This is a genomic window from Gordonia asplenii (assembly GCF_012933505.1).
GTDB classification, from domain to species: domain Bacteria; phylum Actinomycetota; class Actinomycetes; order Mycobacteriales; family Mycobacteriaceae; genus Gordonia; species Gordonia asplenii.
The window spans coordinates 218125-231504 of sequence record NZ_JABBNB010000001.1 but is presented as its reverse complement, the minus strand read 5'-3'; the positions used below and the strand labels follow the sequence as shown (position 1 = coordinate 231504).

The window sequence follows — 13380 nt, the reverse complement described above, 5'->3', positions numbered from 1 at the left end:
CCGATCTTGCGCCCCGGCGGATCGGATTGACGCCCATCGGCGCCGGGAGGCCGGGTCAGAACGGCGACGACCGCAGGGCGACTTCGCTGGCCACCGCGGCCGGCGCCTTCTCCGGGATCCAGTGGTCGACGCCGTTGAGCTCGCAGAACCGGTAGTCGGAGTACACGTAGCGACCGGTCATCTCGGCCTGCTCACGCCCGAGGGCGACGTCCTGGTCGCTCCAGATCATGGTGGTCGGCACTTCGATCGGGCCGCACGCGAGTTTGCCCGCGATGTCGCCGGTGAAGATCGCGCGATACCAGTTCATCGCGGCCGCCAACGCGCCCGGCTCCTGCAGCGGCGGGATGGAGTCGGCGGGAAGTCCCATGCGCCGCAACAGGTCTGCGTTGTCGGCAAGGAGTTTGTCTTCCGAACCCACAGCGGTGAACATCTTGATGTACGACGACCGCTTGCGTTGATCGTCGCTTTCGCGCAGTGCATCGGAGATGGCGCTGGGATGGCCGACGCTCACGGTGACCAGGCCGTTGAGCCGTTGCGGGTGCTTGGCCGCGACATGCCACGCGACGAGGCCGCCGAGATCGTGCCCAACCAGCAGGACATGCGACAGATCCAGGGCGTCGAGCATGCCGATCACGTCGGATACCAGGTGGGTGAGCAGATAGCTGTCGACGCCGTCTGGCCGCGCGCCGGCGCTGTAGCCGCGCTGATTGAACACGACGGTCCGCAGCCCGGCGTCGAGCAGCCTCGGCACGACGTCGTCGAAGCAGTCGCTGTTGTGCGGAAAGCCGTGCAGCAGAAGGACCGTGGGCAGATAGATCTTCTTCTTGCCCTTGGGCTTGGGCGCGTCGTCGGGCGTGCCGATGCGGACGTCGAAAGTGAAGTCGCCGACCTGCACGGCACGCTGCTCGATAGTCACTCGAATCAGTTTATAGCCATCCGCTGTTGTGCGGGCGGTGGTCGCCGACCAGCTCGAGCACCGGTTGCTCCCCCGCCCCGTTGGCGATCACGTCGGCGACGGCATCCAGGTCGAGATGCTCGACGAGAAGGTCGGCGATCAGGTCGAGTTGTTGCTCTCGCGCGCCGTCGTAGCTCGCCTCAACCGCGACGAAGTCGCCGCTGGCAACCCCGACGAAGTCGCTGCCGGCGACCGCGGCGACGTCGCGCAGAAACGCCCGCCGGAACCGGTCGTCGGCAAGCACACCATGCCAATGCGTGGCCCAGATTCCCTCGCGGCGAACACCTTCGACGCCGCCGTCGGCGTCGACCAGCCACGGGGTGTCCTCGTCGTCGACGATCCTGCCGTGGTGGATCTCGTAACCGCGCACCGGCAGGCCACCGGCGATCGACGCGCCCTGCACCTGCCGCAGCGTCTTATCGGGAGCGAAGACGACACGCTGGCGCACCGAACCGAGCCCGGACACCGTCCCGCTGCCCGACTCGACGTCGTCGACGATGTCGCGCGCGAGCATCTGATAGCCCCCGCAGATCGCGAGCACCGGTGCGCCTCGCGTGATCCGTTGTGCCACAACGCTGTCCAGGCCGCGTTCACGTAGCCAGCGCAGGTCGCTGACCGTCGCCCGCGTCCCAGGCAGTACCACCAGGTCGGCCGCCGCGACCGACGCCGGGTCGTCGACCCAGGTCACATCGACGCCGGGTTCGCAGGCCAGCGCCTCGACGTCGGTGGTGTTGGAGATCCGCGGGAGGCGGATGGCCGCGACACGCAGCCGGGGCCCGGCGACCTCGGCGGCCGGTGGGCCGAGCCTGCGCCCCACCGCGACGCCGAGCGAGTCCTCGGCGTCGAGCCACAGCCCCTGCGCGAACGGAATCACGCCGAGGGTCGAGCGTCCGGTCAACTGCCGCAACGATTCCAGGCCCGGCGCCAGCAGGGCGGGATCGCCGCGGAACTTGTTGATCAGGTAGCCGGCGATCAGCCGTTGGTCGTCGGGGTCGAGGATCGCAGTGGTGCCGAAGAGGTGGGCCAGCGACCCGCCGCGGTCGATGTCGGAGACGAGCAGCACCGGCAGTCGCGCCGCGCGGGCGAGTCCCATGTTGGCGATGTCGGAGGCCCGCAGGTTGATCTCGGCGATCGATCCGGCGCCTTCGCAGATCACCACGTCGTAGTCGCGGCGGAGCGCGGTCAGCTCGTCGATGACGATGTCGCGCAACCGATTTCGCCACGACGCGTAGTCCGCCGCGCCGACCTCGCCGACGGTCGCGCCCGACACCACCACATGCGAGCGCCGATCGCTGCCCGGCTTGAGCAGCACCGGGTTGAACCGCACCGACGGCGCCAACCCGCACGCGTGCGCCTGCATCGCCTGCGCGCGGCCGATCTCCCCGCCGTCGAGCGTGACGACGGAATTGTTCGACATGTTCTGCGCCTTGAACGGCGCGACGCGCACCCCGGCGCGCGCCAGCGCCCGGCACAACCCGGCGACGATGAGCGACTTCCCGGCGTCGGACGTGGTCCCGCCGATCAGCAGCGCACCGGTGAGACCGGCGAGCGGCGAGCTCACACCGCGTCGGGGAGGGTGAGGATCTCCGGGCCGTCCTCGGTGATGACCAGGGTGTGCTCGAACTGCGCGGTCCACTTGCGGTCGGAGGTGACGACCGTCCAGCCGTCGTCCCAGATCTCGTAGCGCAGACCGCCGAGGTTGATCATCGGCTCGATGGTGAACACCATGCCGGGCTCGATGATGGTCGACACGTCCGGTTGGTCGTAGTGCAGAACGACGAGCCCGTTGTGAAATGTCTCACCGATGCCGTGGCCGGTGAAGTCGCGAACGACGTTGTAGCCGAAGCGATTCGCGTACGACTCGATGACCCGCCCGATGACGTTGAGTTCACGCCCCGGCTTGCACGCCTTGATGGCGCGTTCGGTGGCGATACGGGTGCGCTCGACGAGGTCGGCGGCCTCTTGCGACACGTCGCCGGCGAGGAAGGTCGCATTGCAGTCGCCGTGTGCCCCGTCGATGTAGGCGGTGACGTCGATGTTGACGATGTCACCGTCGCGGATCACCGTCGAATCGGGGATGCCGTGGCAGATCACCTCGTTCAGCGAGGTGCAGCAGGACTTGGGAAAAGCCTTGTAGCCCAACGTCGACGGATAGGCACCGTGGTCGATCATGTACTCGTGGGCGATGGCGTCGAGGTGGTCGGTGGTGGCCCCCGGCGCAACCGCGCGGCCGGCCTCGGCGAGCGCGTTCGCGGCGATCTTGCCCGCGACGCGAACCTTCTCGATGGTCTCCGGGGTCTGCACCCACGGTTCGTGGCCCTCGTTGACGGAGTCTTTCCAGGCGTACTCGGGACGTTCGATGTCGTCGGGGACGCGCCGGGTCGGCGAGAGCTTGCCGGGCACCAACGGCGCACGGTGGGTGGAGGGTGCAGACATGGGATCTACTGTAATCCCACCGTGCGGCCGGGTATGTCCCCGCCGAACTTAGGTCCACCAAACTTAAGACTAGTGTGAATCGCGTGCGTGCACTGAGAACATCGTCGACCTCCCTGCTCCTCACCGTCGGGGCGCTGCTGTGCGGCGTCGTGCTGCTGGCCGGGTGCACCACCGCGCCGCTGGACTCGTCGTCGTCGCCGTCGGCCACCGCCGCCCACCTGCGCGCCGGTCCCTCCACCGCGAAGATCGACGGTCCCGCGGTGGTACCGATCGCCGAGAACCCGGCGTCGACGCTGCCGACGACCGTCGACTCGGTGGCCACCGGGTCGCAGCCCGCGGGGAAGGTGACCGTGACCGATACCGCACGGATCGTCGCCGTCGACCGCAACGGCACGCTGGGCAACATCGTCTTCTCGCTGGGGCTGGGATCACACGTCGTCGGGCGGGACATGTCGTCGACGTTCCCGCAGGCCGCGGCGCTGCCGGTGGTGACGAATCGGGGCCACAGCCTCAATGCGGAAGCGACGCTGGCATTGAATCCCACCGTGGTGCTGGTGGATTCGCAGACCATTCCGACGCAGGCGGTCGAGCAGGTCCGGTCGTCAGGTATCCCGGTGGTCGCGTTCAGCTCCACCCGCACCGTCGAGTCGACTCCGGCACTGATCACGGCGGTCGCGGCGGCACTCGGCGTGCCCGACGCCGGAAAGGCGCTCGTCAAGCGCACGCAAGAGCAGATCGCCACGGCCAAGGCGTCGATCCCGAATCCGTCGGGCACTCCGCGCATCGCCTTCCTCTACATCCGCGGGTCGCGCCTGGTCCTGCTCGCCGGACCGCAATCGGGCGCCGACGACCTGATCGCCACACTCGGCGGCCGCGACGCGGGCACGGCGTCGGGGCTGACCGGCGCCTTCACGTCGGTGAACGCCGAAGCACTCGCGAATGCCAACCCCGACGTCGTGCTGGTGATGAGTCAGGGCGCCGACTCGGTCGGCGGCATCGACGGCGTGCTCAAGCTCCCCGGCGTCTCGGACACCAGCGCGGGCAAGGCCCGGCGCATCGTCGCGATGGATGAGACCGAGATCTTGTCCTTCGGGCCCGACGTCGGGCGGGTGCTGCAGTCGCTGGCGAAGTCGATCTATCAGTGAGCGTGTCCGCCGCCACCCGGCGTTCGACGCCGCGCCTGACTCGCGGTACGGGGATACTCGGCGCGCTCGCCGTCCTCACACTGCTCGTGGTGGTCGTCTCGGCGGGCACCGGACAGATCCACATCTCCCCCGCCGAGGTGCTCGGTAGCATCGCCCACCACTTCCGGCTCGACGTCGGGCCGATGCCGTCGGATCCGCAAGGCGAGCACACCCTGTGGACCATCCGGCTGCCGCGGATCATCCTGGGGCTCTTGGTCGGCGCGGCGCTGGGCACGGCCGGATGTCTGATGCAGGGCGTGTTGGCCAATCCGCTCGCCGAACCGGGGGTGATCGGCGTGTCGTCGGGGGCCGCGGTCGGCGCGTGCGCGGTGATCGTCATCGGCGGCGTAGGCGTGAACGGTTGGGCGCTGGCCGCCGCCGCGTTCGTCGCCGCGCTGCTGACCGTCGCGGCGGTGTACCTGATGTCGCTGCGCAACGGCACGTCGTCGTCGATCATGTTGGTACTCACCGGCATCGCCGTGAACGCGTTTGCGCTGGGCATCATCGCCTACTTCACCTTCCTGGCGTCGACGGCGGCTCGCGAGCAGATCGTGTTCTGGCAGCTGGGGTCGCTGACCGCGGCCACCTGGGGCGCCATCTGGGTGGTGCTTCCGCTGGTGATCGTCGGGGTGGGTGCGGCATTTCTGCTGGTCCGCAAGCTCGACCTGCTCGCGCTCGGCGAGGTGCAGGCTGCGTCGTTGGGCGTCGACGTCGAGTCGATCCGGCGCCAGACCATCGTGCTGGTGGCGATCCTGACCGCGGCGGGCGTCGCGTTCACCGGGATCATCATGTTCGTCGGGCTGGTGATCCCGCACGTGATGCGGCTGATCGTCGGGCCGCGGCACGCGATTCTGTTGCCCGCCAGCGTGATCGGCGGAGCGCTGGTAATCGCGGCAGCCGATCTCGCCGCCCGCACGATGATGACCGGAGCCGACCTTCCGCTTGGCATGCTGACGTCGTTGATCGGCGGGCCCGCGTTCTTCGTCCTGCTGCGACGCAGCCGGAATGCGGGGGCCGGCTGGTGAGTGATGTTCTTGTCGCACAATCGGTTTCGGTGCGCCTCGACGGCACCGACGTCGTCTCAGGTGTCGACCTGGCGGTCGGTTCCGGGGAGATCATGGCCCTCGTCGGGCCGAACGGCTGCGGGAAGTCGACGCTACTGTCGGCGCTGGGCGGCTTTCGTCCGGCGTCGTCGGGGCGGGTGTCGATCGGCGGCGACCGCGTCGGGGATCTGTCGGCGATCGAGAGGGGGCGACGCCGAGCCGTTGTGACACAACACAATCGGCCCGACATCGGGTTCACCGTCGGCGAAGTCGTCGAGATGGGCCGCTACCCGTGGTCGAGGACGCCGCAGGCGCGTGAGTCGTCGGGCATCGTCGAGGAGGTGATCGCCGACTGCGATCTCACCGCATTCGTCGACCGTCCGGTCGCGCAGTTGTCGGGTGGTCAGCAGGCGCGCGTCGCGTTGGCGCGGGCGCTCGCCCAGCGCACACCCGTCCTGCTGCTCGATGAGCCGACCGCCGCCCTCGACATCGCCCACCAAGAGGCCACGCTGCGGGTGCTGCGCCGCGCACGCGACCGCGGAGTGGCGATTTTGATTGTCGTACACGACCTTTCGCTGGCGGCCGCCTACGCCGATCGGGTCGCGCTGATGAAGTCGGGCCGGATCGTCGCGACCGGGACACCCACCGAAGTACTCACCGACGACCTTCTGTCGGAGATCTACGACCATCCCGTCGAAATCATCGCCCACCCACGAACGGGCCAAGCGGTGATCGTGCCGCGCCGGGAGTGAGGTCGGGGAACTCGATCTGGAGGAACCCGCGCTGGTGCGGTCGGGGCGGCTGTTCTAGAGTCGCGGCGACGCAGCGCCACCAGGCTGTGCTCAGCCCAGCATCGACAAGAAGTCGCGGGTCACCGCGACGGCGTTGGTGGAGTCGCCGCCGCCGACGAGCAGCGTCGCGAATGCGAGGTCGCCCCGGTAACCCGCGAACCAGGCGTGGGAGCCGCCGGCGAACTCTGCTTCACCGGTCTTTCCGTACACGGCGCCCTGTCCGGCGATCACCGTCGCGGTGCCCTCGGTGACCACCGCCCGCATCATCGTCCTGAGCTGTTCGATCACCCCTGGGGCGATGGTCGGTTGCGGCCCTTCGACTTTCGTCGGCCGCCCGACGATCAGCTGGGGGGTCGGCGCCGATCCGCGCGCGGCGGTCGCCGCGACGAGGGCCATACCCAGCGGGCTCGCGAGAACCTTGCCCTGCCCGAAGCCGTCCTCGCTGCGGGAGACGAGTTCCGGCGCGATCGGAACGGAGCCCGATACGGCGTCGAGCCCGGCGATCGTATAGTTCCGCCCGAGCCCCATGGATGCGGCCATGCTCGCCAGGTCGGCGGGTCCCATCTCGCTGGCGAGCTTGGCGAAGGTGGTATTGCACGAGTTGGCGAAGGCGCTCAGCATGGGCACGGTGCCGAGGGAGAATTTGTCGTAGTTGGGAACCAGGCGGGGACCGATCTGAATCTCGCCCGGGCACGGCACCGGTGTCGACGGATGCGCCAGATTGTGGGTGATCGCCGCCGACGCCGTGACCATCTTGAACGTCGACCCGGGCGGATAGAGGCCCGTAGTGGCGATCGGCCCGTCGCGGTCGGCCGACGAATTCTGCGCGATCGCCAGGATGTTGCCGGTCGACGGTTGGATTACGACCATCGCCGTCTTGAATCGCGAACTGCCGTTCACCGCGATCTGCGCGGCCTGCTGCACCGACTTGGACAACGTGAGCGTCACCGCGGGGGCAGGCTTAGCCGCGTTGTCGGTGACGATGTCGGCGACGAGGCCGTTCGGATTGACTACTGCTATCCGCCACCCGACGGTGCCGTCGAGTTCGGACCCGACCGCCTTCTTCACCTGCGAAAGCAGTGCGGGCGCGAACGTCTTGTCGGTTGCGGTCAGCTCGGCCTGATCGGTGGCGATCACCCCGGGGATGGCCAATTGATCTCGGAGCCGGTCGTAGTCCGAATTGCTCAGGCGCGCAATCGGGTACGGAGTGTCACTAGCGGTGGACTGCTCGATGACGGCCTGTGCGGACAGATCCGGACGCAATGGACTGACGGCCGAGACCAACCGCGTCACCGAGTCGACGACATTGCCGCCCGCATCGGTCGCGGCCTTGGCGTCGAAACTGATGCCGACCATGGTGCCGTTGGTCATCACGGTGGAGCCGTCCGCCTCGTTGATGGTGGCGTGCGGCGCCTCGGTGACCTGGAAGACGAGCTTCTGGTTGGCGCCGAGGTCGGGGTGGATGTCGGTGGAAGTCCACCGCACTCCCCAGCCACCGTCGGTGCGGGCGGCCACCACAGATGCCGTGTACGCCCATTCGCGCCCACGTGGCAGCTTCCATCGGTAATCCACGTCGACGTTGGCGGTGTCGGCGTTGATCCGGGTCCGGCCGGCGGTAGCGGTGAGCGCACTGGCCTGCAGTCCACGCCACACACCTCGCAGGGACGGTTCAGCAGCGACCTTGTCGTCGGTCTGCGCTGCCGCCGCAGCGACGTCACCCGACGCCACGTCGTTGAGAAACCGTTGCACGGCTTGCCGCGGTCCGTCGTCGGAGGTCGAGCAGGCCGTCGCTCCGACGAGCAGCGCCACGCAGGCCAGCACCGTGATCAGCGCTGCACCACGTCGTCGAATCGTATTCATCACGGCTGATGTTAGGTCGCCGGCCTGCTGTCGAGCGGTTGCCACACCGAACGACGACGCCCGACGGGTTGACAGCGAATCAAATGAGAGTAACTCTCAAATGAGTATTACTCTCACAAGGGAGATCCTCATGCCACGACTTTCCCGCTCACCCTGGCTCGCACTGTCAGTTCTCGCATTCGCGATGCTGATCGTCGGCCTGGACACGATGGTGCTCACCGTCGCGCTCCCGACTCTGGCACGCGATCTCGACGCCTCCACGACTGAACTGCAATGGATCACCACGTGCTACCCACTTGTATTGGGCGCGTTCATGATTCCGTTGGGAGCGGTCGGTGACAGGTTCGGCCGCGGCCGGCTGCTGGCGATCTCACTCGTCGGGTTCGGGGCGGCGTCGGCGCTGTGTGCCTTCGCCGGTTCGCCCGGACTGCTGATCGTCGGACGGGTGGCGTTGGGCCTGTGCGCCGCAGCCGCGATGCCGATGTCGATGGCGGTCCTCCCCGATCTGTTCGCCGATCCGGCCGACCGGACCAAGGCGCTCGGGGTCTGGATGGCGTCGTCGGCGGCGGGTATGCCCCTCGGTCCCATCCTGGGAGGTGTGCTGCTGCAGCACTTCTGGTGGGGGTCGGTGTTCCTGATCAACGTGCCGATCGCCGCCCTGGCGGCCGTCGCGGTGTGGTACCTGATCCCGAACTCGAAAGCACGCGGCAGCGCGCGTTTCGACCTCATCGGAGTCGTCGGGTCGGTGGCGGGTTTCGGACTGCTGGTCGCCGCGTTCACTCAGGCAGGCGAATCAGGTTGGGCGTCAACACAGTTCATCGTGCTCATCGCTGTCGCCGCGGTGGTCACCGCCGCCTTCGTGGTCTACGAGCTGACCACGGCGCACCCGTTGGTCAATCTGCATTTGTTCGTCCGCCGGGGCTTCCTCGCCGGTACCGTCCTCGCGTCGACGACGATGATCCTTCTCGCCAGTGCGACTTTCCAACTGGCGCAGGCCTTCGCCGTCGCATTCGACGCCGACGCCCTCGGCGTGGGCCTGCGCCTGCTGCCGATCATCGGCGGCTTGATCCTCGGCACCCGTCTGACCGACGTCGCGGTGGACCGGTTCGGCGGCCGCGCCACCGCAATGGTCGCCGTGGGATTGCTCGCGGCGTCCAGCGCCCTGCAGGGGCTGCGTCCTGACGGCGGCACCGCCGTCTACGTGATCATCGCCGCACTCCTCGGCCTCGGCCTCGGCATCATCCTTCCGTTGGCGATGACACTGGCGCTCAACGATCTCGACGCCGCCGACGCCGGCTCGGGTTCGGCTCTGCTGCAATCGATTCGGCAGATCTCGGCAGCACTCGGCGTCGCCGTCTTCGGATCGATCGTCGCGGCGGTGTATTCGGCGCGGCTCGACGACGCCGCGCTACCCGCCCCGCTGCGCGCGGGGACGTCGGACAATGTGGTCGCGACGACCGCGCAACTGCGACAGATCGCCCCCGGCTCGGTGCATTCGGTGGTCGACGCATACCAGCACGCCCTCGGCGTCGCCGGGCTGATCGGCGTCGGGTTCACCGCGGTGTTGTTGACCCTGTGCGTCTTGATTCCGGCACAATGCAACGGTGACCCCCAACAACGCGGGACCGACGACGCAGCGCGGACGGCCGGATCCGCCGAAGGCAGCGATGACGCCGGACGACGATCGACTCGGACTCCGTGAACGCAAGAAGTTGAAGACACGGGTCACGCTGCGCACAGTCGCATACGAATTGTTCGCCGACAAGGGCTTCGACAATACGACCGTCGCCGAGATCGCGGCGGCCGCCGAAGTCTCGCAGGCAACGTTCTTCCGCTACTTCTCGACGAAAGAGGCACTCGTCGTCGAGGACGACTACGACGCAGTCTTCCTCTCCAACATGGGTCCCATCGACCCGGGCGGCAACGTCGCGGCGCAAATTCTGCGGATGGGGTCGCTGTTGTTCGGTTACCTCGACGACGAGACGCGGGCCACCGAACTCGAACGGGCCCGGCTGTTGCAGTCGTCGGCGAGTCTGCGTGCGGCGCAGGCTCGAGCGTTCGAACGGACCGCAGACGAGCTGATCGCTGCGCTCAAGGCGCATATCGAAGGTCCGGTCGACGACGTCGCGCTGCGAGTGGTGGTCGGAGCGATGATCGGCGCGGTGAATCAGGTCAGCCGCACCGGCGCGGCGATGGGCCCGGAAACACTGCTGATGTTGGCCGAGATGTTCGAGCGGGGGCTGCCGGTGAGCGGCGAATCCTAGGCGATCGACTCACCGTCGGGCGGCGAGGTCGACGAGCATCGCGAACATCGCCTCCGCCGCGGCGTCGACCTCGCCTGGCGCCGCGGTGGTAAACCGGTCGATCAACATCCCCCGGAACGCCGCTCCGATGACCTTCGCGTGCCGGTCGGCGTCGGCCGGCTCTGCGCCGATCCGCCGCAGAGCATCGCTGAGCCCCGCGCTCATCTCGCCGATCGCGGCCCGCGCATATGCCTGATATTCGCTGTTCTGGGAACTGCCGGCGCCGAGAATCTGGACGAGCAGCCGTGCACCCGGCTCCTTGTCGCCGACGGTCATCTCCCGCAGCAACAACTCGAGCGCGTCCACGAGTTCACCCGTACTCGACACACCGTCGAATGCCGCCCGGAAATTCTGTCGGCGACTTTCCAGGGCTGCCGAGAACAACGCTTCCTTGGTGCCGAAGTAGTAGACCAGCATCCGTGCGGACGTTCCGAGCGCCGTGGCGACGTCGCGCAACGACGTGTCGATGAGCCCGTTGTCGCTCAGATAGACCGCAGTCTTCTCGACGAGATCATTTCGCTTCGACAGGTCGATCGGGCGGGGCACACTGTTGACTGTAACAACTGCTTCAGATAGACATGCAGTCATGAATGAAGCAAGTGATTCAGAAACACGTCGTGCGTCGATCACCGCGACGGCCCTCACCACCTCACTCGGCGACGGCCTCGACGACGTGTGGGGGCAGCTGCTCGCCGGGCGCTCCGGGATATCCCGATTGACCTCGTCTTTCGTCGACGAATACGACTTGCCCGTCCGCATCGGCGGGGTCCTGGCCGGCCATCCGTCCGACCACCTCACTCGCGTCGAGACTCGGCGAATGTCCTACGTCGAACAGCAGGCCCTCGTCCTCGCTCGACGACTCTGGACCACCGCGGGCGACCCGATCGTGGACTCCGACCGACTCGCGGTCTGCATCGGAACCGGGCTCGGCGGGGCAGAGGCACTCGTCGATGCCGTCGACACGATGCGCGCGCGGGGCTACCGCAAGATCTCGCCGTTCGCGGTGCCGATGATCATGCCGAACGGCCCGGCGGCGACCGTCGCGGTCGAATTCGGCGCGCGAGCCGGTGTGTTCGCACCGGTCTCGGCCTGCGCCTCGGGAGCCGAGGCGATCGCGCGTGGCTGGCAGTTGATCGCCGACGGCGATGCCGACGTCGTCATCGCCGGCGGCGTGGAGGGCACGATCAACGCGGTCCCGATCGCGAGTTTCGCCATGATGCGCGCGATGAGCACCCGCAACGACGATCCGCCGGCCGCGTCCCGCCCGTTCGATCGGGACCGCGACGGCTTCGTCTTCGGCGAAGCCGGCGCGCTGGTTCTGTTGGAGTCCGCGGCACATGCCCGACGACGCGGCGCACGCTCCATCGCCGACGTCGTCGGAGCCGGAGTGACGTCGGACGGTCATCACATCGTGGCTCCGGTACCCGACGGCAACGGAATCGCCCGGGCCATGCGCAAGGCGATCGCCGCGGCGGACATCGCTGCCGACCGCGTCACGCACGTCAACGCGCATGCCACCTCAACGAGTGTGGGCGACGCGGCCGAGGCACGTGCGATCTCAGACGTGGTGCCGCAGGCGTCGGTATACGCCCCCAAGGGCGCGTTGGGTCATTCGATCGGGGCCGTCGGCGCGCTCGAAACGGCTTTGACGGCAAAGACTTTGGCCTCGGCGACCATTCCGCCGACGCTCAACTTCATCGACGGGGATCCGGGCGTGGAGCTCGACGTCGTCCACTCGCGACCACGAGAAACCGACGCGCGCTATGCACTGACGAATTCGGTCGGCTTCGGCGGCCACAACGTCAGTCTCCTGCTGGAAACGACGCGCCTCAGTCGATCAGCACCGTCGCGAATGTCCCCACTTGACTGAAGCCCACCGAGTTGTACACGTTGCGTGCGCGGCCGTTGAAGTCGTTGACATACAGGCTCGGCAACCGTCCGTTGTCGAGGATGGCCTGCGCGACGGCTGCGGTCCCGCCGACACCGTAACCGTGGCCGCGCAGATCGGGATCGACCCACACGCCCTGAATCTGGCCCACCCGCCGCGACAGCGACCCGATCTCCGCCTTGAACACGACGTCACGGCCGTCGAATCGCGCGAATACGCGATGTGCGCTGACCAGCGACTCGAGTCGACGCCGGTAGGCACGGCCACCGTCGCCGGCACATGGATCCACCCCGACTTCGCCGATGAACATCTCCACTGCGGCGGGCAGATAGGAGTCGAGGTCGTCGAAGGTGACCATCCGGACGTGCGGATCGGGAGTCACCAGCAAATCGTGCTGCAACGCCATCAACGGTTGGTTGTCCCGTACTTCGCGGGCCGGGCCCCAGGTGGGTTCCAACGTAGCCCACAGCGGTTCGATGTACTCGGCGTGCCCGACGATCGACGAGCACGCCCGCGGCGCGGACAACGCGCGATCAGCGAAGTAATGCATGTCAGAACTGCTGCCGCGCAACGGAATCAGATTCGCACCCGAGAAGCACAGCGACGTCGTGACATCGCCCGCACTCCACAGCTGACCACCGAGGGACCGCGGTTCGACGCCGTGCGCCTCAACCCGCGCCGCGACCATCGCGGTGCCCACCGGATCGGCGTCGAGGGCGCGCAGCACCGACATCGTGTCGGCCGCACGCAGGTGGTGCGACCCGCTCGCTACGCTCGCCGCGCCTGTAACTGTGGGCCCGCTCGCTACGCTCCCGGCGCCTGTAGCAGTGGGCCCGCTCGCTACGCTCCCGGCGCCCGGTGGCCCGTGACCCAGAAGTTTCAGCACTCTCGATACCTCATCCCTGGCTGGGCTCCCCGGC

12 protein-coding genes are annotated in these 13380 nt (G+C 67.8%); 6 read left to right on the top strand and 6 right to left on the bottom strand.

Annotated elements, in window-relative coordinates; genetic code table 11:
- Nucleotides 1-55 precede the first annotated feature (55 nt).
- From HH308_RS01020 to map, 3 genes are read right to left on the bottom strand one after another with little or no spacing between them, the layout of a single operon-like run.
- Nucleotides 56-916: an alpha/beta fold hydrolase gene (locus tag HH308_RS01020; RefSeq protein ID WP_170192292.1), complete on the bottom strand. Its 861-nt coding sequence runs from the start codon at nucleotides 914-916 to the stop codon at nucleotides 56-58.
- 10 nt (nucleotides 917-926) lie between these two features.
- Complete coding sequence (locus HH308_RS01015) at nucleotides 927-2516, bottom strand: cobyric acid synthase (protein WP_312870248.1); 1590 nt, start codon at nucleotides 2514-2516, stop codon at nucleotides 927-929.
- Nucleotides 2513-3391, bottom strand: coding sequence for a type I methionyl aminopeptidase (gene map, locus HH308_RS01010; protein WP_170192290.1), 879 nt, complete (start codon nucleotides 3389-3391; stop codon nucleotides 2513-2515). The genes HH308_RS01015 and map overlap by 4 nt, the downstream gene beginning before the upstream one ends.
- A gap of 92 nt (nucleotides 3392-3483) precedes the next feature.
- On the opposite strand from map, the gene HH308_RS01005 reads away from it, so the two are divergent.
- The 3 genes from HH308_RS01005 to HH308_RS00995 are packed head-to-tail and all read left to right on the top strand — an operon-like array spanning nucleotide 3484 to nucleotide 6370.
- Nucleotides 3484-4536, top strand: a complete 1053-nt coding sequence (locus HH308_RS01005; RefSeq protein WP_211188063.1) for a heme/hemin ABC transporter substrate-binding protein — start codon at nucleotides 3484-3486, stop codon at nucleotides 4534-4536.
- 2 nt (nucleotides 4537-4538) lie between these two features.
- On the top strand, nucleotides 4539-5600 hold the full coding sequence (locus HH308_RS01000) for a FecCD family ABC transporter permease (protein ID WP_376767151.1): 1062 nt from the start codon (nucleotides 4539-4541) through the stop codon (nucleotides 5598-5600).
- Nucleotides 5597-6370: a heme ABC transporter ATP-binding protein gene (locus HH308_RS00995; protein WP_170192287.1), complete on the top strand. Its 774-nt coding sequence runs from the start codon at nucleotides 5597-5599 to the stop codon at nucleotides 6368-6370. Before HH308_RS01000 ends, HH308_RS00995 begins: the two co-directional genes overlap by 4 nt.
- 90 nt (nucleotides 6371-6460) lie before the next feature.
- Here the strand turns inward: HH308_RS00995 and HH308_RS00990 are convergent, their stop codons facing one another.
- Complete coding sequence (locus tag HH308_RS00990; RefSeq protein WP_170192286.1) at nucleotides 6461-8269, bottom strand: penicillin-binding transpeptidase domain-containing protein; 1809 nt, start codon at nucleotides 8267-8269, stop codon at nucleotides 6461-6463.
- Between the two features lie 130 nt (nucleotides 8270-8399).
- Here HH308_RS00990 and HH308_RS00985 point away from each other — a divergent pair, with 130 nt between their 5' ends.
- Nucleotides 8400-9971: an MFS transporter gene (locus HH308_RS00985; RefSeq protein WP_170192285.1), complete on the top strand. Its 1572-nt coding sequence runs from the start codon at nucleotides 8400-8402 to the stop codon at nucleotides 9969-9971.
- Nucleotides 9874-10533, top strand: coding sequence for a TetR/AcrR family transcriptional regulator (locus HH308_RS00980; protein ID WP_312870247.1), 660 nt, complete (start codon nucleotides 9874-9876; stop codon nucleotides 10531-10533). Before HH308_RS00985 ends, HH308_RS00980 begins: the two co-directional genes overlap by 98 nt.
- A 9-nt stretch (nucleotides 10534-10542) precedes the next feature.
- Here the strand turns inward: HH308_RS00980 and HH308_RS00975 are convergent, their stop codons facing one another.
- Entirely contained in the window at nucleotides 10543-11118 is a 576-nt protein-coding gene (locus HH308_RS00975; protein ID WP_170192284.1) for a TetR/AcrR family transcriptional regulator, read from the bottom strand.
- Nucleotides 11119-11158: 40 nt separating this feature from the next.
- Between HH308_RS00975 and HH308_RS00970 the strand changes: the two genes are divergently transcribed.
- Nucleotides 11159-12442, top strand: a complete 1284-nt coding sequence (locus HH308_RS00970) for a beta-ketoacyl-ACP synthase II (protein WP_170192283.1) — start codon at nucleotides 11159-11161, stop codon at nucleotides 12440-12442.
- Here HH308_RS00970 and HH308_RS00965 read toward each other — a convergent pair.
- Entirely contained in the window at nucleotides 12402-13193 is a 792-nt protein-coding gene (locus tag HH308_RS00965) for a GNAT family N-acetyltransferase (RefSeq protein ID WP_170192282.1), read from the bottom strand. The two genes, HH308_RS00970 and HH308_RS00965, sit on opposite strands and share 41 nt — an antisense overlap.
- Between the last annotated feature and the right edge of the window lie 187 nt (nucleotides 13194-13380).